Here is an 18,167-nt window from a genome sequence, read left to right on the forward strand (position 1 = left end):
GCCCGAGGTAGTCATCGCGAGTGGTAACGAGCAGCTCCGCGGCGCCAGCCGCTAACTCTCGGCGCCAGCCGGAAGCCTGCGAGCGCGGCTCGTAACCTCGCGAGCGCAGCGAGCGAACCCGCGAGCGACGGCTGGATGCACCGGGGCGCTCGCCCCCGAACAAGCAGGGTGGGTGGGCGACGCGTGGCGCGATGACGACGGAGCAGGCGCGTAGCCCGCGTGGGGGCTGCCGTGCCTAGTGCCGGGTTGGGGTGGTTGTTAGGTGAAGAGGGGGGCGTTTTCGGTGGTCCATTGGTGGAGGGTTCGGGGTGGGTGGCCGGTGACTGTGGCGACCGTGTTGGTGACGGTGGTTTCGTCGACGGTGCCGTCTCCGAAGAAGGATTCGATGGCGGCTGCGTAGGGCTCGGGCATTGAGGAGTGGAGGGCTTCGTGGGTTTCGGCTCGGGTCATGGGGTATGCCGTGAGGGGGCGGTTGAGGGCCTCCGCGAGGATCGCGACCTGGGCGGGCGGGGTGAGGGCCTCGGGGCCGGTGAGGCGGAGTACCTCTCCAGGGTGGGCGCCTTGGAAGGCTCGGACGGCGACGTCGCCGATGTCGCGGGGGTGGATGGTCGAGATGGGTACGTCGGGGAACTGGACGCGGACCTCGTCGCCGGCGCGTAGTTGGTCGAGCCAGCGGAGCGTGTTCGACATGAAGGAGTTCGGGCGGAGGAAGGTCCAATCCATTGTGGTTGCCTTCACCGCCTCTTCGGTGGCGTGGTGGTAGGCGGCGACGGCGTTGGTGAGTTCGCCGTCGAGGGAACTGCTCGACAGGACCACCACGTTCCGGACGCCGGCCTGGACCGCGTTCGCGAGCAGTACGTCGAGGTTGTCGTATCCGCTCAGCAGGAAGATTCCGGTCACGCCGGTCAGGGCGTCCGCGAACGTCTCCGGATGGTTCAGGTCGCCGTACACGGGCTCGATGCCGGCCGGCAGTTCGGTCGGGGAGCGGACCAGAGCGCGTCCCGGGATGCCTTGTTCCGCGAGTGATTGCACGACGGCGCCGCCGGCGTTTCCGGTGGCACCGGTAATCAGGATCGTCACCGGGCCACTGTGGCACATCCGCGGTTTACTCGGGCTGCCAAGAGAACGCCTGCCGATCGTGTTCAGGTAACTAAGGCTGCCCGGAGGCAGGTGACCGGATCGTCGCGGTGGTAGATGCGTTCGTCCGGCTCGATGTTGTCCAGAAACCGCTGGTACATGAGGGCATAGGTGAGCGGCCCCAGCACCTTCATCGGACCGAACGCGCGCTCCGGCTGACACCCGGGCACGTGTCGCTGCCAAGCCGCCGACCAGACATCGATGACGTGCTGGCGCTTCTCGGCCGGCAGAAAGTCCCGCAGTCGCTGCGCATCGACGGCCGGGTGCCCGACGAAGGTGTCTGCCCAGTCGACAATCACCCGCCGCGTCCCGTCCGAGCGCCAGTTCCCGGGGTGAAAGTCACCGTGCACAAGACTTACTGGAAGCCCGGACGACTCGAGCTCGTCGACCACCTTCGGAAGACCCGCCACGAGTCGCTCGAGCCCGTCCAACTCCTCCGCGGTCAACGCCACCTGCGGTGCGAGCTCCCGGGTGCGGGACCTGCGCGCGGGCTGAGCGCGGTCGCCGGTGACGGACCTGTCCACGAGCCGGGCGATCTGGTCGGCGAGCTCGCTTGGTAGCAGTTGCGGCGCAGCGAAACTGTGCACCGCCGGTGCCATCGCTGCTTGAACACCGACCCACCGGCTCACCACGTCCTCGACCGTCGCCTGGTCCGGCTCCCAGCAGTCGGTGCCGGGTACGTGGGCCAGTAGGGACCAGCGGTCCTGCGGAGACGTCGCGAGCACCTCTGGTACGAGCGACTCGTCGTACTGCTGGACGTGGTGGATGACGTCCGAATCAACCGCGTTGAAGGTGCTGTTCGCTTTGGCCCAGGCCTCGGGAAAGCGGATCAGGCACGAGAGGTTCCAGGTCTTCACCTGGGTTGGGGACTGCAGGTCCACAACCCCCTGCGCCCACTCGATCAAGCGGCTGGGTCCGTCGACCTCGGCCCAGGTCGCTCGGAGAGGGTGTGCAGCGATGACCGCGTCCCAGTCAGCCGGCACCGTGGGGTCGAGTACGCCGGCGCGCGGCTCGGCCAGCGCCTGAACGTGGTACGTGATCCGTCCACCGCGCATCGGGGTCGGGCTCGTGGTGTCGACCAGCCGCAGTACGACGGTCGGTACGCCGAGCAGCGCGTCCAGGTGCTGAGTGACGGCCTCGACCTCGGACCACCACGGTGGCTCCACCGCGAACGCCGGCGCGCGGCCGACGTACCGCTCGCCGACGCTCACCAGCGCCTCGACTGTCTTCGTCTCCACGCTTACTGTCTCCTGACTCGGTGCCACGTGCGGGCTCCTGACTTCACCACCATGGGCTCGGTCAGGTCCACGGCTTTTCCGGGATCGTCGCAGCGATCGCCCTCGATCGTCACCCCACCCTGCCCGATCAGGCGACGCAGCTCGGAGTTGCTGGCGGCCGGATGGATCGCGCGCAGAACTTGCAGCACCGTGCCGGCCGAGGCGGGCACAGTCAGCTCCGGTATGTCGGCCGGTTGCGCTCGGTCGGAGAACGTACGCCGGAACGCGTCCAGCATCTCCCGCGCCGTACCCGCGCCGTGGTACCGCGTGACGACCGCGGCCGCCAGCCGCAACTTCGCGTCCCTCGCCTGTGGACCGCCGGTCGCGGCCGCGGCCTCGAGGGCAGCGACCGTGTCCAGCGGCAGCTCGGTGTAGACGCGCGCGTACTGCTCCACGAGCGAGTCCGGAATGCTCATCACCTTGCCGAACTTGTCCTCCGGGCTGTCCGTCAGCCCGATGTAGTTGTTGAGCGACTTCGACTGCTTCGCCCGCCCGTCGAGGCCCGGCGTGATCGTCGTCGTGATCACCACCTGCGGCGGCGCGCCCAACCGCTGCTGGAAGTGCCGCCCGAGCTGCTCGTTGAACAGCTGGTCGGACCCGACGATGGTCAGGTCGCTCCGCATCGCGAAGCTGTCGTAGCCCTGCAGGACCGGGTAGACGAGCTCGTGGACGGCGATCTCCCGGCCGGCGGTGACGCGTTCGCGGAACATGTCCCGGCCCATCAGCTGCGCCTGCGTGACGTGCGCGAAGAGGCCGAGGAGCTCGGCAATCCGCATCCCGTCGTACCACTCGGAGTTCCGGCGTACTTCGAAGACGGCCGGGTCGGTGCGCAGGACGAGCGACACCTGCTCGAGGAAGGACGCAGCGTTGGCGTCGATCTGCTCCGGGGTGAGGACGGGACGGGTCTCGGAGCGGCCGGTGGGGTCGCCGACGCGGGTGGTGAGGTCGCCGAGCAGGAAGACGACCTGGTGGCCGAGGTCCTGGAGCTGGCGCATCATCCACAGGTTGACGGCGTGGCCGAGGTGCAGGTCGGGGGCGGTGCAGTCGACGCCGTACTTGATCCGCAGCGGGCGTCCGGAGGCGAGCCGCTCGTGGAGGTCGTCGGCGCCGACGATGGTGTCGGTGGTACGGCGTAATCGGTCGATGATCGCGTTCATGGGTGCTCCTCGGGACAGGGCGAGGCACCCGTGAGTCCGCCAGTGCCTCCGGCAAACAAAAGAGGCAGGACGGGTGTCCTGCCTCGGAGGCTCTGGGTGCAGCGGGCGTGCTAGTGGCCGGCTCCTCCCAGAGCCGGTCGATACGTCACGCTGCGCTCGATCACGCGGCCAGGTTAGCAGGTCCGGACCGCTGCCGAAATCGGGTTAACCTCGGAGGGTGACGGAGGAACTGGTGGTACTGCTGGACGAGTCCGGGCGCGCGATCGGGACCGAGGCGAAGGCGACAGTCCACCACGCGACGACTCCGCTGCACCTCGCGTTCTCCAGCTATGTCGTCGATGCCGCCGGGCGGGTGCTGATCACCCAACGTGCCCTCAGCAAACCCACCTGGCCGGGCAGCTGGACCAACAGTTGCTGTGGGCACCCACTCCCCGACGAGCCGCTCGAGGACGCCGTACGCCGCCGCCTCACCGACGAACTGGGCATCACCGCGGACCGCGTCGACCTGGTCCTCCCACAGTTCCGCTACCGAGCCGAAATGCCCACAGGCGTAGTAGAAAACGAACTCTGTCCCGTCTACCTCGTCCCATGGACAGGCGACGCCACCCCCAACCCCACCGAAGTCGAGTCCTACCGCTGGCTACCGTGGTCCGAGGTCCGCGATTTCCCCGCACTCTCCCCGTGGTGCCTACTCCAACTAGCCGAACTGGACCGCCTCGGCCCCAACCCCTTGACCTGGCCAACAGCAGACCCAGCCCTTCTACCTCCCGCCGCCCAGCTCTGACTCCAAGAGATCGCTGTGCACGGTGACTGCGACTGTGCTGGCGTGGCCTGCTGCTGCGATGGCCAGGAGGGCGGGGTGAGTTGTGGTGCCTGCGGCGTAGATGCCGGGGATTGTGGTGCGGCCGGCAGGGTCGGTGACGACCGCTCCGTTGGACGCCGCGCAGCCCAGCCGCTCGGCAAGGTCTGACTGCTGGGACTGGCGGACTGTTGCGAAGACCATGCGTGGGTTGAGCTCGTCTCCGTTGGACAGGTGGATTCGGGGGCCGGCGGTTACCTTGAGGACGGGTTCGGTGCGGACTGTGACGCCGGCTCGGGTCAGTTGAGTGAGGTCTGGTTGGGGGCCGCCGGTGCAGAGGGTTACTTGGTTGCTCCAACGGCTGAGGAGGAGGGCTCGAGCTACCGAACGCTCGGGGTCGTCGCGCAGGCCGAGCTGCACCAGCGGCTGATCCCGCACCTCCCACCCGTGGCAGTGCGGGCAGGCGACAACCGTCCGCCCCCAACGCTCCGCAAGACCCGGTACGTCGGGAAGTTCGTCCCGCAACCCGGTCGCCAACACCACCGCCCGCACTTCAACCCCGTCAACCACAAACCCACCGCCCGACCGCACCACCCCGTCGACCCGAAGTTGGCGTACCTCGACGTCGTACTCGCGGAGCTGTTGCAGGCCGACCGCCAGCAGCTCAGCCGGCGACGCGGAGGGGACGCCAAGGTAGTTGTGGACATGCGAAGCCGCAAGGTTCCGTGGCGACCCGTCGTCGAAGAGAACCACTCGCAGCCGCGCTCGTCCCAGCGTCAGCGCTGCCTGCAGACCTGCCACGCTCCCGCCGACCACAGCGACATCCATACGACCATCATACGAGACTAGGAGTCTCACCTGATGAAATTCAGTGGCCCCACATCAATCCCCGGCAGCCTAATGACCAGATGAGCAGGATCTGGACGGTCGAGTCCGACGCGGACTACGAGGCGTGGCGGCAGGTGCGGATTGCCGTCCTTCCGCACGAGCGCTGCCCGAGCGTCGCCGAGCTGCGCGAGCTCGAGACGCCCGAGCGCCTGCTGGTGCTGGCCGAGCTCGATGGCGTCGTCGTCGCGCACGGTCTCGCGGACCGCTCCAACGAGGCGGGCCGTGGTGGCATCTCGCCGCGGGTCGTGCCGGCCGCGCGGCGGCGGGGCGTCGGGACGCGGCTGCTCGAGGTGCTCGCGGACCATCTCGGGGCGCTGGGCTTTCACGCCGCCGGCTGCACGGTCGACGACGAGGGATCGGTCGAGTTCGCCCGGCGGTTCGGGTTCGTGGAGACCGGTCGGCAGGTGGAGCAGGTACGCCGGATCGGCGCGGAGCCGTGGCCGGACAAGCCGTCGGAGTACGAGATCGTCAGCGTCGCGGAGCGCCCCGAGCTGTGGCCGCTCGCGTACGAGCAGGTCGCGCTGACGACGTTCCCGGACATGGACGTGCAGTTTCCGATGGACGTCTCGGCGCAGGAGTGGGCGACGGACTGGATCAACGACCCGGCCGCGATGTTCGTTGCGGTCGCCGGCGATCAGGTGATCGGCGTGGCGGGGCTGCTGCTCGACACGGACAAGCCTGAGCGGGCCGAGGTCGCCTACACCGGGGTACGGCGGGAGTGGCGCGGCAAGGCTGTTGGCTCGACCCTCAAGCGGACGAGCATGGCCTGGGCCGCCGAGCACGGGATCACCGAGATCTACACGTGGACCCAGGAAGGCAACGCGAACATGCGCCGTCTCAACGAGCACCTCGGCTTCACCTACGGCATCGTGAGCGTCAACGTCCGCGCGGAGCTACCGCTGAAGTTCCCGGAGCAGCCCGGGTCCTGACCACGCCCGACGCGCGGTCTCGGCCGCCCGGATGAGTTCGACCAATCGCCTGTTGACCGGCGCTGAACGCCCGAGTGAGTCGGCGAGCCGGACGACCTCGCCGTTGAGGTAGTCGATCTCGGTGGCGCGGCCGGCCTCGAGGTCCTCCCACATCGACGTGCGGGCGAGCGGATCCACGGCCAGCACCTTCCCCGCGACCCGCCGGAACAGAAAATCCGGCAGCCGGAGGACCATCGGGAACCGGTGCATCGGGATCGCGAGGAGCTGGGCCGGCTCAATCCCGGCCGCGTCCAGCAGCTTCAGCGTTTCAGCCTGCGCCAACGCGAGGCACTGCCGATACGCCCGCTGCGACAGCTCGTCGCGCAACGGCAGGTTGGACAGCGCATTGATCGGGTTGTTGAGGTTGAGCAGCAGCTTCGCCCACTGCACCGGCACGATGTCGTCATGCTGCGTCAACGGCAGCCCGGCGGCAGCGAACGCGTCCAGGTACGGCGTCAGCGCCGCGTCCCGCTGTACGTCGAGCGCACCCTCCGTGCCCTGGTGGAACACGCCTTCGCCCCGGTTGAGCACGTTGAACGGCACCATCCCGGTGACCACCGTCTGCTCACCAAGCCGCGCCTTCAACACCTCACCGTTGCGAAGCCCGTTCTGAAAGCTGACCACCACCGCGCCCGGCTTGAGCACGCCCGCGAGCTCGGCAGCTGCGGTCCCGGTCGCCGCCGACTTCACGGTCACCAACACGAGGTCGGCCTCCGCAGCCGCCGCCGGAGTGGTCTCGACACGCACCTCCGGCACGCGCAGGTCGGCGCCGCGATAGTCCGTGAGCCGCAAACCGTGCACAGCCAACTCGTCCGCAACCCGCTGCCGCCCGACGAACGTCACCGACGTCCCGGCCGCAGCCAGCCGTCCACCGACGTAACAGCCGATCCCACCAGCCCCGTACACGACTATCCGCACCAAGACCTCCTAGCTGGACCAAACCAACCTAGTGCACCCGACCGCGACTAACCTCCGCCAAGTGATCCACGCCGCGCGCAGCCGTCGACGCGTGCTGTACGACGTTCCGCTCCGCGGAGACTTCGCCGAGTACGCCGAAGCCCGGCGCTGGACGTCGCTCGACGAGTCGTCGTGGAAGATCACCGCGGACGCGACGCTCGTGTACTCCGAGCACGCGACCAACGGCATCTGCTTCGTGTACGTGGTCGCTCCAGACCCAACCACCGCCGAGGATCTCGCCGACCAGGTCGATCAGGACTTCCAGGGTCTGATCCGCCCACCGGACGAGCTCCGCGACCGCGTCCTGGCCGCGGACCCCACCGGCCAGGGCCGCGACATCGAGCGCCCGGGCTACACCGACCACCGGTTCAGCGAGCTGACGACCGCTCTGATCATGCTCGGCCTCGGCGCTCCGCTCGAGCCGCGCGAGGAAGACGTCGGGACGCTCCTGCTCTACGCGGGCCATGAGAGCCGGATCGTTCGGACGGCTACCGTCGAGGCCCTCGCCGCCACGGGCTGGATCCTGGAGACGGCGCGCCGGGTGGTGTTGAGATCCGGGGTCAGCCGGGACGAGATCGAGCGCGCGGCCGCCGAGCTGGACTGGGTACCGCGGCAGAACGGTGAGCTCGACACCTGGTCGACGAGCGACCTGGAAACCAGCATCCGCCACGTCACGACGCACCCGACCGGGCTGCCGTACCTGATCGTGCAGGGTCCGGACGCGGTGCTGATCGAGTACCAGGCCCTCGGTCTGCTCGGCTCGTGGTCGTTGGCTGAGGCGCTGACCGCGCTGGCGGTCGCGCCGCCGGGACCGGACCGCCGGACCGCCCTGCTGCGCGTGGCGCTCGCGGCGCCCCGCACTCCGCATCCGAACGTGGAAGGCGACTTCGTCCTGACCGCCGCCGACGCGGATCCAGCCACTCGCCGCGCAGTGGTCGACGCCGTCGGGTACCTCCGCTGGCCGTCTCTGCTCGCCCTCGTCGAGCGTCTCCGCACGACGGACCCCGACCCGACCGTCCGCGCCGCTGCCGCCGCGTTCCGCCGCGATACGCTCTAGAGCCGCAGCTCCCGAAACGCGAAGAACAAGGGCGGGCCGGTGAACCGGTGGGAGGCCGGTGTGTTGGACCAGTGGGCCGGGGTGGTGGGGAAGGCCGAGCGAAACGCGCAGTGCAGGGCGGATGGGTCCGCGGCGTCGCCCAGGAGGACGACGCCGCGATCAGTCAGGTCCGAGAGCACCAGCAGACCCTACAAAGCCCGGGGGCTAATGCAAACGCACTCGTGGATCGAGTACGGCGTACGCGATGTCGACCAGGATGTTCGCCACCACGACGGCGGCCGACGCGAACAGCACGATCCCGATGATCACCGGCAGGTCCTGCTGGTTGATCGCCGTCACCGCCGTCTGACCGAGCCCCGGCAGACTGAACACCGTCTCCGTCACCACGACACCGCCGATCAGCTGCCCGAGGTCGATACCGAACTGCGTCACCACCGGCGTCAGCGCACTCCGCAGCCCGTGCCGGACGATGACCCGGCTCTCCCGGATCCCCTTCGAGCGGGCCGTCCGGATATAGTCCTCGCCCAGCACATCCAGCATCGATCCGCGGGTCAGCCGGGTATATGTTGCCGCAAGCAACAAAGCCAGCGCCACCCACGGCAGCAGCAGGTGCTGGAACCACGGCCCGACCCCACCGGTCAGGGGCGAGTACCCTCCCGCCGGGAACCAGTGGTACCCGGTCAGCGTGAGCCGGAAGTACAGGAAGTACAGCAGCAGCAACCCGAGCAGGAACGACGGGAACGAGTAGAAGAACAGCGCGAACAACGTCAGCCCACGGTCCGCCACCGACCGCGGGTGCGTCGCCGAGACGACCCCGTTGAACACCCCGAGCAGCAGCCACAGTACGGCGGCGCCGAGCGCGAGCGAGACCGTGATCGGCAGCGCCTGCGCGATGATCTTCGTCACCGGCACCTGGTGGTAGTAGTCGTACCCGAGGTTGCCCTTGGCCGCGTCCCCGAGGAAGTTCAGGTACTGCTTCCAGACCGGGAGGTCGAGACCGAGCCGGTGCTTGATCAGCGCGATCGTCTCCGGCGTGGCCTGCCGGCCGGCCAGCGTCTGCGCGACGTTGCTCGGCGCAACGAAGAACAGCGCGAACACCGCGACCGTGATCAGCCACAGGACCAGGATCCCGTGCCCGATCCGGCGTACCAGGAACAGTCCCATCTCAGCTCCGATCCGCGCGGGGGTCGAACGCGTCCCGGACCCCGTCACCGAACAGGTTGAACGCGAGCGTGGTGGTGAGCAGCGCCAGACCGGGGAAGAGGATGAACCACCACGCGGTCGTGTAGTAGTTCTGCGAGGAACTGATCATCCCGCCCCAGTCGGCCGTGGGCGGCGGCAGGCCGAGCCCGAGGAACGACAGCGTCGCCTGGGTCACGATCACCACCGGGATCAGCAGCGTGGTGTAGACGATCACCGGAGCGATCACGTTCGGCAGGATGTCGACGAACATGATCCGGGTGTCGTTGGCCCCGAGCGACCGGGCCGCCTCGACGAACTCGCGTTCGCGCAGGGACAGCACCTGGCCCCGGACGATCCGGGCGACCGAAGCCCAGCTGAAGCACCCGATGACCAGCACCGTCACGGTCAGGCTCGGGCCCGTGACGGAGACCAGCGCGATCGCGACCAGCAGGAACGGCACCGACAGGACGACGTCGATCAGCCGCGCCAGGACCGTGTCGGTGATCCCCCCGAGGAACCCCGCGGCAAGCCCCAGCACGACGCCGATCACGACCGTGATCGCGGTCGCGATCACGCCGACCAGCAGCGACACCCGCGCGCCGTACGCGATCCGGACCAGCACGTCCCGGCCGAGGTCGTCGGTGCCGAGCCAGAACGTCCCGTTCGGCCCGCGCGGCAACCCGTCCGGCGTCAGCCCGATGTCGCGGTACTGCTCGTTCGGCGGGTGCCCGGTGATCGCGGTGAACACCGGCGCGAAGATCGCCATCAGCACGATCAGCACGATCACGGCCAGCGAGATCATCGCGACCTTGTCCTTGCGCAACCGCCGGATCGCCAGCACGAACGGGCTGCGGCCCTCGATCGCCCGCGGCTCGTCGAGGACGTCGACCAGCTCGATGGCGGTACTCATGACGCCTGCAGATCAGGTACGGCGGTGGACAGGTCCTCGCCCAGCGTCAACGGATGGAAGCATGCCGTCCGGTGCTCGTAGGTGTCATCCAGTACGGCGACCAGCGGCGGCTCGCCGGCGACGCAGTCGGTCCGCGCCTTCGGGCACCGCGTGTGGAACCTGCACCCCTCCGGCGGGTTCGTCGCGGCCGGGATGTCGCCGCCGAGGATGATCTGCTCCCGACTGTCCGCGGTATCCGGGTCCGCCACCGGCAGCGCGGACAGCAGCGCCCGCGTGTACGGGTGCCGGGTCTCCCCGAACAGCTCGCTCGTCGGCGCGAGCTCGACGATCTTGCCCAGGTACATCACTGCGATCCGGTTGCTCACGTGCCGGACCACGGACAGGTCGTGCGAGATGAAGACATACGTCAGGTCGAACTCCTGCTGCAGGTCCGCCAGCAGGTTGATGATCTGCGCCTGGATCGACACGTCCAGCGCCGACACCGGCTCGTCGCAGATCACCAGCTTCGGCCGCAGCGCGAGCGCCCGGGCCACGCCGATCCGTTGCCGCTGGCCACCACTGAACTCGGCCGGGAACCGGTTGTAGTGCTCGGGGTTCAGCCCGACCAGCTCCATCAGCTCCTGGACCTTCTTCTTCCGCTCGGCGCCGGACGCGATGTTGTGGATCGCGAACGGGTCCCCGATGATCGACCCGACTCGGCGGCGCGGGTTCAGCGAGCCGTACGGGTCCTGGAAGATCACCTGGATGTCGCGGCGTATCGGTCGCATCGCCCGGCGCGACAGCGCGGTGATGTCCTTGCCTTCGAAAGTCACCGACCCGGATGTCACGTCGTACAGGTGGGCCATGCACCGGGCCAGCGTCGACTTGCCGCAGCCGGTCTCGCCGACCAGCCCGAGCGTCTCGCCCTTGTGCACCTCGAGCGACACCCCCGCGACGGCCTGAACCACTTCCTTCGAGTGCGTGGGGAACTCCTTGCGGACGTCCGCCACGCTCAACAGCACATCGCTCATGAAGCCATCGCCTCTTTGTTCTCGTGCGGCAGCCAGCAGGCCGACTGGTGCCTGGGGTCGCGGGCGACGTCGGTCAACGGCGGCGCCTCGGTCCGGCACTTGTCGAACACATGCGGGCAGCGGGCCGCGAACGGGCACCCCTTGGGCAGGCTGATCAGGCTGGGCGGCGACCCCGCGATCGGCGTCAGCCGGTCACCACTGCGCGCCGGCAGCGACGCCAGCAGACCCTGCGTGTACGGGTGATGGTTGCGGTAGAAGATGTCCCGGCGCGGCGCGCGTTCCATCACCGCCCCGGCGTACATCACCACCACCTCGTCGGCCATCTCGGCCACCACGCCCAGGTCGTGGGTGATCAGGATGATCGCGGTACCGAACTGTTCCTGGAGCCGGCGCATCACGTTCAGCACCTGGGCCTGCACGGTCACGTCGAGCGCGGTGGTCGGCTCGTCCGCGATCAGCAGGGCCGGGTCGAGCGCCATCGCCATCGCGATCATCACCCGTTGCCGCATGCCGCCGGAGAACTGGTGCGGGTAGTCGTCGATCCGCTCCGCGGCGCGCGGGATCCCGACCAGCGTGAGCAGGTCGGTGGCCCGTTTCCGGGCCGCCTGCTTGCTGATCACGGTGTCGTGGGCACGGATCATCTCGACGATCTGCCAGCCGATCCGGTACTGCGGGTGCAGGCTCGAGAGCGGGTCCTGGAAGATCATGCCGATCCGGGCCCCGCGCAGCCGGCGGAGCGTGGCCTGGTCCGCCGAGATCAGGTCCGTCCCGTCGAAGTACGCCGTACCCGACACCTTGGCGCCGCGGGTGAGGCCGGTGATGGTCTGGGTGGAGACGCTCTTGCCGGACCCGGACTCGCCCACCACGGCGAGGGTCTGGCCGGCTTCCACGTCGAACGACAGCCCCCGGACGGCGCGGACGGTGCCGTCCGGGGTGTCGAAGGAGACCCGCAGGTCTCTTACCTCAAGCAGGGCCATGCTCGTTATCCGCCCTGCTTGTCCTTGGACAGCCACACGTTCGTCGGGTCGTAGTTCTGCATCGACGGGACGTAGACCGCGTTGTGCACCTGCGCGGCGCGATAGTTCGCCTGCTTGCCGTTGGTCAGCGGGTAGAACGGCGCCTGGTCCATCACCCGGGCGTCGGCCTTGGCCCACAGGTCGGCGGCCTGGTCCTGGGTTTGCGCGGTCGCGGCCTGGGTGATCAGGTTGTTCGTCTCCGGGTCGTTGTAGAGCCCGAAGTTGCTGCCGATCGGCGGGAACGACGGCTCACCGGAGAACAGCGGGTTGAAGAAGGACAGCGCCGCGTTGCCGTACCAGTCGGCGCCCCAGCCGGCCAGCGAGATGTCCCAGACCCCGCGCTTGGCGACGTCGGGCACCTGCAGGTACTTCACGTAGAAGTCCGCGTTCGGCGACGGTACGCCGGTGACCGTGATCCCGACCTTGGACAGGTCCTGCTGGATCGTCTGGAAGCTCTTGCTGCTGCCCTCGCTCGCGTTCCGGTACAGGAACTTGAGCGTGAGGTTCGGGAAGCCGGCCTCCTGGAGCAGCTGCTTGGCCTTGTCCGGGTTGTACGGGTACGGGTCGATCTGCTTGGAGCCGACGATCACCTCGGGCAGTACGTGCGTGAGCGGCGGGTTCAGTGTCTTGCCGCCGAGCACCTGCAGGATGTGGTCGCGATTGATCGCGAAGTTGATCGCCTGCCGCACCTTCGGGTTCTGCAGCGCCTTGTTGTTGTTCGGCGAGACCGTGTTGTAGATGACGTACGGGTTCGAGCTGGCGGTGTCGCCGATGGTCAGGTTCGGGTCCTTCTTCGCCTGCAGCGCGGGCAGCTGCGAGGGCGGTGGCGCGAGGTCGAACTCCATGTCGGCGGCCGCCGTCCCGGTCTGCAGCTGCTGCTGGGCCGAGTCCTGCGTGACCGTCTCGTTCACCACGATCTTGTCGACGTACGCCTTGCGGACCGGGTCCGAGGCCGCGTCCCAGGCCGGGTTGCGGGAGAAGTTGATCGACTTGGTCGGCACCCACGAGTCGATCTTGTACGGGCCGTCGGACGGGAAGTGGTTACCGAGCTCGGTGCTCGCCGGGAGGTACTTGAGCGACTCGACCGGTGCGGCGGAGAAGGCGGGCAGCGTCAGCATGTCGACGAAGTACGACGCGCGCTGGGTGAGGTGGAAGACGACCGTGCTGTCGTCCTTGGCCTCGACGCCCGGCAGCGGGGTCTTGTCGATGTACGCCTGGATCCCGGCGACCGTCTTCGGCACCTTGGTGAAGCCGTCGGCGAAGGCCTTGTAGCCCTCGATCAGATTGGCGAAGTCGGGGATGCCGCCGAACGGCTGGACCGGGTTCGCGGTCCGCTTCACGCCGCGCACGAGGTCCGCGGCGGTCACCTGCCGGGCCGGCGAGGTGTCCCACTTGGCGCCCGGCCGGATCTTGATCGTGTACGTCTTGCCGTCCGCGCTGATCCCGCCGTTCGCGGCGGTCGGGATGTCGCTGGCCAGGTCCGCGACCGGCGCGGTGTTCTTGCCGCCCGGGTCGGCCGGGTAGGTGAACAGCTGCCGGCTCCACATCCGCAGGTTCAGGTAGCCCACCGAGTAGTAGCTGATGTTCGGGTCCATGTAGTCCACGTCACCGGCCCCGAGCATGTTCAGGGTGCCGCCGGTCACCGGCGTACCCTCGCTGCTGCCGGATCCCGGCGTTGCTCCGGTGCCGCCGTTGCTGCAAGCGGCGAGCGCGATGCTCGCCACGGCGGCAAGGGATACTGCCGCCAGCCGTCTTCTGGCCATTGGTCCTCCTCCGGGACTCGATGAGCCCGAAGTTAGGACCTGCGGGCCTGGCCGGAACCGGCGTCACGGAACCGTCAAGAGCTTGTCAACCGGCGCCCGCGCGAACATGACGGATTCATGACGGCCGTTACCGCCGTGCGAGCCGGACGTGAGCGACACTGGGTCCGTGGCACACAGCCTGCTGCTGGTCGACGACGAGCCGCGCATCCGGCGGGTACTGCGGCTTGCCCTGGAGGACGAGGGCTACCAGGTGGCCGAGGCGGCGAACGGGTACGACGCCCTCACAGCGCTCCGGCGCGAGCCGCCGGACGTGGTCCTGCTCGACCTGATGCTCCCGGACCGGGACGGTTTCACGGTCTGCCGAGAGATCCGGCGGACCAGCGACGTACCGGTGATCATGGTGACCGCGCGGACCGACAGCCACGACGTGGTCGCCGGGCTCGAGGCCGGCGCGGACGACTACGTGACCAAGCCGCTGGTCGCCAAGGAGCTGTCGGCGCGGATCCGGGCGTTGCTGCGGCGGGTCGAGCCGGCCAACGCGCGGCAGTCCGACGTACTCGAGGTCGGGGACCTGCACGTCGACCTGCCGGGAGCGGAGGTGACGCGGGACGGAGAGGTGCTGCCGCTGACCCGGACCGAGTTCAAGCTGCTCGCCGAGCTGGCCGGTGCCGAGGGCAAGGTGCTCAGCCGCGAGCAGCTGCTCTCCAAGGTCTGGGGCTACGGGTACTTCGGGGACAGCCGGATCGTCGACGTCCACATCCGGCGGCTCCGGCTGAAGATCGAGCGCGACCCGGCCAGTCCCAAGCATCTCGTCACCGCCCGCGGCCTGGGCTACCGACTGGTGAGCTGACTTGCTCGGCCGGTTCAGCCTGCGGAGTCGCGTGATGGTGGCGTACGGCCTGCTCGCGCTGGGTCTGTCGTCGGTGCTGGCGATCGTGACGTGGAGCGTGGTCTCGGACTACCTCACCTCGCAGCGCGAGACCTCCGCGGTGACCGTGACGTCGGACAACGCTGCGGCCTTGCGCTACGGGCTGTACGGCGCACCGCAGCCGTGTATGCCGGCGCGGGAGCGGGTCGAGTGCGTGACTCCGTCGCTGCTGCCGGGGGTCTCCGTACAGAACGTGCTGAACAGCCTGCCGTCCACGGACGCGGCCGCCTCGATGGTGTACTTCGAGGACCACTGGTACGGCGCGAGCGGGCAGCCGAACGACATGCCGCCGGACCTGATCCAAGGGGCGCTGGGTGGGAACGTCATGCAGCGCCGGATCGAGGTGGGTGGGCAGCCGGTTCTGGCGGTCGGCGTACCGGTGCCGGGACGCCTTGGTGATGCGTTCTTCGAGTGGCATCCGCTGACGGCGCTGGACAACACGCTGGAGACGTTGAAGATCACGCTGGTGGGCGCGGCGATCGCGACCGCGCTGGTCGGGCTCGCGGTCGGGCGGTTGGCGAGCACGCTGGCGCTGCGACCGCTGGCGGAGCTCACGCGGGTCGCGGACGACGTCGCGCGCGGGAAGCTGGATGCCCGGCTGCAGGCGGCCGAGAGCGATCGGGACCTTGGCGGGTTGGCGCGGTCGTTCAACCAGACGGCGGCCGACCTCGAGCGGCGGGTGGCGGCGGACGCGCGGTTCGCCGGGGACGTGAGTCACGAGCTGCGGACGCCGTTGATGACGATGCTGAACTCGATGCAGCTGATCCAGAACCATCGTGCCGAGCTGCCGGCCGCGGTGCGGGAGCCGGTGGAACTGCTCGGGGACGACCTGGATCGGTTCCGGCGGTTGGTGATCGACCTGCTGGAGATCTCGCGGGACGACGGTGGCGACCGGGGGAGCCGCGAGATCGTCGTCATCGCCGACCTCGTCCGGGCCGCGGCCGACGCGACCGCCGGGCGGCCGATCACGACGGTTGCTCCGCGCGCCGAGTTCCTGATGCTCCAGGCCGACAAGCGCCGGCTGGAACGGGTGGTCGCCAACCTGGTGGAGAACGCCGAGGACCACGCCGGCGGCTGCAAAGGCGTCGGCGTCGAACCCGGTGGCCTCGGGGTCATCATCACGGTCGACGACGCCGGCCCTGGTATCGCCGTGGAAGACCGCAGCAGGATCTTCGAGCGCTTCGGACGCGGCGAAACGTCCGGCCGGGGCCGAGGAGTAGGCCTGGGTCTGGCCATCGTCGCCCGCCACGTCCAATGGCACCAAGGCACGATCCACGTCGCCACCAGCCCCCAGGGCGGCGCCCGCTTCACCGTCGAGCTCCCCGCCAAGTAATTCGGCTGACGGGCTCGGACTGTCCGTCTACCCTGGGGACATGGCTACTTGCCTCTGTGTCTAGCCGGCGCACCCGCTTCTGCAGGTGAGGTGTGTCCACTAGCTATTTCACGGAGAGTAACCATTATGATCACCGTTCGCGGTGTAGAGATTCGCGTCGGCGCTCAGCTTCTGCTGGGGGATGTTTCGTTCACGGTCGGCCCGGGGGATCGGGTCGGGCTGGTCGGTCGTAACGGCGCCGGCAAGACGACGTTGATGCGCACGATCGCGGGTGAGCTTCACCCCGCGACGGGCTCGATCAGCGCGACCGGCTCGGTCGGCTACCTGCCGCAGGATCCGCGGGCGGCCGATCCGGCAATCACCGTCACCGACCGCATCCTGTCCGCGCGCGGGCTGGATGTCGCGGTGCGGGAGCTGCGCAAGGCCGAGACCGCGATGAGTACGGCGGTCGGCGACCAGCAGGAGAAGGCGATGGCGGCGTACGCGCGTGCCGAAGCCACCTTCCAGGCCGGCGGCGGTTACGCGGCCGAGGCGGAAGCGGCCAGGCTGGCAGCGGGCGTCGGCCTGCCCAACCGTGCGCTCGAGCAACCGGTCGGGCACCTGTCCGGCGGTCAGCGCCGACGGGTCGAGCTGGCCCGGATCCTGTTCGCGCAGCACGACACGCTGCTGCTCGACGAGCCGACCAACCACCTCGACGCCGACTCGGTCGTCTGGCTGCGGCAGTTCCTGCTGTCGTACCCCGGCGGCCTGATCGTCATCAGCCACGACCGGGAGTTGCTCAAGGCAACGGTCAACCGGGTGTTCCACCTGGACCCGCAGCGCGCCACGATCGACCTGCACAACACCGGCTGGACGAAGTACCTGACCCAGCTGGAGCTCGACGAGCGCCGCCGGCGGCGCGAACGCGCCATCGCCGAACGCAAGGCGTCCGCACTGCAGTCCCAGGCGGCCAGGATGCAGGCCAGCGCCGGCACGGCCCAGGCGGCCAAGAACATGGCCCGCCGCGCCGACAAGCTCCTCACCGGCCTCGAACCCGTACGCCGGGCGGCCCGGATCGCCAAGATCCGCCTGCCCGACCCGGTCCCGTCCGGCAAGACTCCGCTCGCGGCCGTCGGTCTGAAGAAGGCGTACGGCGGTCTGCAGGTGCTCAACGGCGTGGATCTCGCCATCGACCGCGGCAGCCGTGTCGTGATCCTCGGCCTGAACGGCGCCGGCAAGACCACCCTGCTCCGGCTCCTCGCGGGCCGGGAGCAGCCGGACGCCGGCGAGGTCATCCCCGGCCACGGCCTGCGGCTCGGATACTTCGCCCAGGAACACGACACGCTGGATCTCGCCGGCACCGTCCGGCAGAACCTGGCGGCGGTCGCGCCAGGCCTGACCGACGGCGAGGTACGCAACGTGCTCGGCTCGTTCCTGTTCAGCGGTGACGACGCGGACAAGCCGGCGCACGTCCTGTCCGGCGGCGAGAAGACCCGCCTCGCGCTGGCCGGGCTGGTCCACTCCGGCGCCAACGTGCTGCTCCTGGACGAGCCGACCAACAACCTCGACCCCGCCTCCCGGGACGAGGTGCTCGGCGCGGTCGGCAGCTACCCGGGCGCGATCGTGATGGTCACCCACGACGAGGGTGCGATCGAGGCGCTCCGCCCGGACCGGGTGCTGATCCTGCCGGACGCCACCGAGGACCTCTGGTCCGACGAGTACCTCGACCTGGTCTCGCTGGCCTGACCACCGCGCCGGGGTGGGGTCCACCTGTGGGTTGAGGTGCGGTTTCCACCCGAGCCTCAA

At 69.0% G+C, this 18,167-nt stretch carries 17 protein-coding genes; 6 read left to right on the forward strand and 11 right to left on the reverse strand.

Translation table 11 applies throughout. The features are described from left to right. Window positions 1-258: 258 nt before the first annotated feature. The 3 genes from AB0E69_RS25365 to tyrS all read right to left on the reverse strand — a co-directional run bounded on the left by AB0E69_RS25365 (window position 259) and on the right by tyrS (window position 3,571). Window positions 259-1,080 (reverse strand): NAD(P)H-binding protein, encoded by an 822-nt coding sequence (locus tag AB0E69_RS25365; protein ID WP_360150767.1) that lies wholly within the window; start codon window positions 1,078-1,080, stop codon window positions 259-261. 62 nt (window positions 1,081-1,142) lie between these two features. Then, window positions 1,143-2,375, reverse strand: coding sequence for an aminoglycoside phosphotransferase family protein (locus tag AB0E69_RS25370; protein ID WP_360150770.1), 1,233 nt, complete (start codon window positions 2,373-2,375; stop codon window positions 1,143-1,145). A 2-nt stretch (window positions 2,376-2,377) separates the two neighbouring features. Continuing rightward, a complete protein-coding gene (gene tyrS, locus AB0E69_RS25375; protein WP_360150773.1) occupies window positions 2,378-3,571 on the reverse strand; it encodes a tyrosine--tRNA ligase in 1,194 nt (397 codons plus the stop codon). A 217-nt stretch (window positions 3,572-3,788) separates the two neighbouring features. Between tyrS and idi the strand changes: the two genes are divergently transcribed. Next, entirely contained in the window at window positions 3,789-4,355 is a 567-nt protein-coding gene (idi, locus tag AB0E69_RS25380) for an isopentenyl-diphosphate Delta-isomerase (RefSeq protein ID WP_360150776.1), read from the forward strand. Here idi and AB0E69_RS25385 read toward each other — a convergent pair. Further along, a complete protein-coding gene (locus AB0E69_RS25385; protein WP_360150779.1) occupies window positions 4,332-5,198 on the reverse strand; it encodes an NAD(P)/FAD-dependent oxidoreductase in 867 nt (288 codons plus the stop codon). The two genes, idi and AB0E69_RS25385, sit on opposite strands and share 24 nt — an antisense overlap. A gap of 80 nt (window positions 5,199-5,278) precedes the next feature. Here AB0E69_RS25385 and AB0E69_RS25390 point away from each other — a divergent pair, with 80 nt between their 5' ends. Continuing rightward, window positions 5,279-6,187: a GNAT family N-acetyltransferase gene (locus AB0E69_RS25390; RefSeq protein WP_360150782.1), complete on the forward strand. Its 909-nt coding sequence runs from the start codon at window positions 5,279-5,281 to the stop codon at window positions 6,185-6,187. On the opposite strand, the gene AB0E69_RS25395 is transcribed toward AB0E69_RS25390, so the two are convergent. Continuing rightward, window positions 6,152-7,144 (reverse strand): 2-dehydropantoate 2-reductase, encoded by a 993-nt coding sequence (locus AB0E69_RS25395; protein ID WP_360150785.1) that lies wholly within the window; start codon window positions 7,142-7,144, stop codon window positions 6,152-6,154. The genes AB0E69_RS25390 and AB0E69_RS25395 overlap by 36 nt on opposite strands. A gap of 61 nt (window positions 7,145-7,205) precedes the next feature. On the opposite strand from AB0E69_RS25395, the gene AB0E69_RS25400 reads away from it, so the two are divergent. After that, entirely contained in the window at window positions 7,206-8,240 is a 1,035-nt protein-coding gene (locus tag AB0E69_RS25400; protein WP_360150788.1) for a hypothetical protein, read from the forward strand. On the opposite strand, the gene AB0E69_RS25405 is transcribed toward AB0E69_RS25400, so the two are convergent. From AB0E69_RS25405 to AB0E69_RS25430, 6 genes are read right to left on the reverse strand one after another with little or no spacing between them, the layout of a single operon-like run. Continuing rightward, on the reverse strand, window positions 8,237-8,419 hold the full coding sequence (locus AB0E69_RS25405) for a hypothetical protein (RefSeq protein ID WP_360150791.1): 183 nt from the start codon (window positions 8,417-8,419) through the stop codon (window positions 8,237-8,239). The genes AB0E69_RS25400 and AB0E69_RS25405 overlap by 4 nt on opposite strands. Window positions 8,420-8,444: 25 nt before the next feature. Continuing rightward, entirely contained in the window at window positions 8,445-9,404 is a 960-nt protein-coding gene (locus AB0E69_RS25410; RefSeq protein WP_360150794.1) for an ABC transporter permease, read from the reverse strand. A 1-nt stretch (window position 9,405) separates the two neighbouring features. Then, entirely contained in the window at window positions 9,406-10,332 is a 927-nt protein-coding gene (locus tag AB0E69_RS25415) for an ABC transporter permease (RefSeq protein WP_360150797.1), read from the reverse strand. Further along, window positions 10,329-11,342: an oligopeptide/dipeptide ABC transporter ATP-binding protein gene (locus AB0E69_RS25420; RefSeq protein ID WP_360150800.1), complete on the reverse strand. Its 1,014-nt coding sequence runs from the start codon at window positions 11,340-11,342 to the stop codon at window positions 10,329-10,331. The genes AB0E69_RS25415 and AB0E69_RS25420 overlap by 4 nt, the downstream gene beginning before the upstream one ends. Next, window positions 11,339-12,319: an ABC transporter ATP-binding protein gene (locus AB0E69_RS25425; RefSeq protein ID WP_360150803.1), complete on the reverse strand. Its 981-nt coding sequence runs from the start codon at window positions 12,317-12,319 to the stop codon at window positions 11,339-11,341. The genes AB0E69_RS25420 and AB0E69_RS25425 overlap by 4 nt, the downstream gene beginning before the upstream one ends. A 5-nt stretch (window positions 12,320-12,324) precedes the next feature. Beyond that, window positions 12,325-14,121 carry an ABC transporter substrate-binding protein gene (locus AB0E69_RS25430; RefSeq protein WP_360150806.1) on the reverse strand — a complete coding sequence of 599 codons (1,797 nt, stop codon included), beginning with the start codon at window positions 14,119-14,121 and terminating at the stop codon, window positions 12,325-12,327. A 166-nt stretch (window positions 14,122-14,287) separates the two neighbouring features. Here AB0E69_RS25430 and AB0E69_RS25435 point away from each other — a divergent pair, with 166 nt between their 5' ends. The 3 genes from AB0E69_RS25435 (at window position 14,288) to AB0E69_RS25445 (ending at window position 18,107) form a co-directional block, all read left to right on the forward strand. Continuing rightward, window positions 14,288-14,971 (forward strand): response regulator transcription factor, encoded by a 684-nt coding sequence (locus tag AB0E69_RS25435; RefSeq protein ID WP_360150809.1) that lies wholly within the window; start codon window positions 14,288-14,290, stop codon window positions 14,969-14,971. Between the two features lie 34 nt (window positions 14,972-15,005). Beyond that, the gene (locus tag AB0E69_RS25440; RefSeq protein ID WP_360150812.1) at window positions 15,006-16,382 is read left to right on the forward strand and encodes a HAMP domain-containing sensor histidine kinase; all 1,377 of its coding nucleotides are present in this window, start codon (window positions 15,006-15,008) and stop codon (window positions 16,380-16,382) included. A gap of 126 nt (window positions 16,383-16,508) precedes the next feature. Next, window positions 16,509-18,107 carry an ABC-F family ATP-binding cassette domain-containing protein gene (locus tag AB0E69_RS25445; protein ID WP_360150815.1) on the forward strand — a complete coding sequence of 533 codons (1,599 nt, stop codon included), beginning with the start codon at window positions 16,509-16,511 and terminating at the stop codon, window positions 18,105-18,107. Window positions 18,108-18,167 lie beyond the last annotated feature (60 nt).

It is taken from the genome of Kribbella sp. NPDC026611, assembly GCF_040638345.1.
Lineage (GTDB): Bacteria > Actinomycetota > Actinomycetes > Propionibacteriales > Kribbellaceae > Kribbella.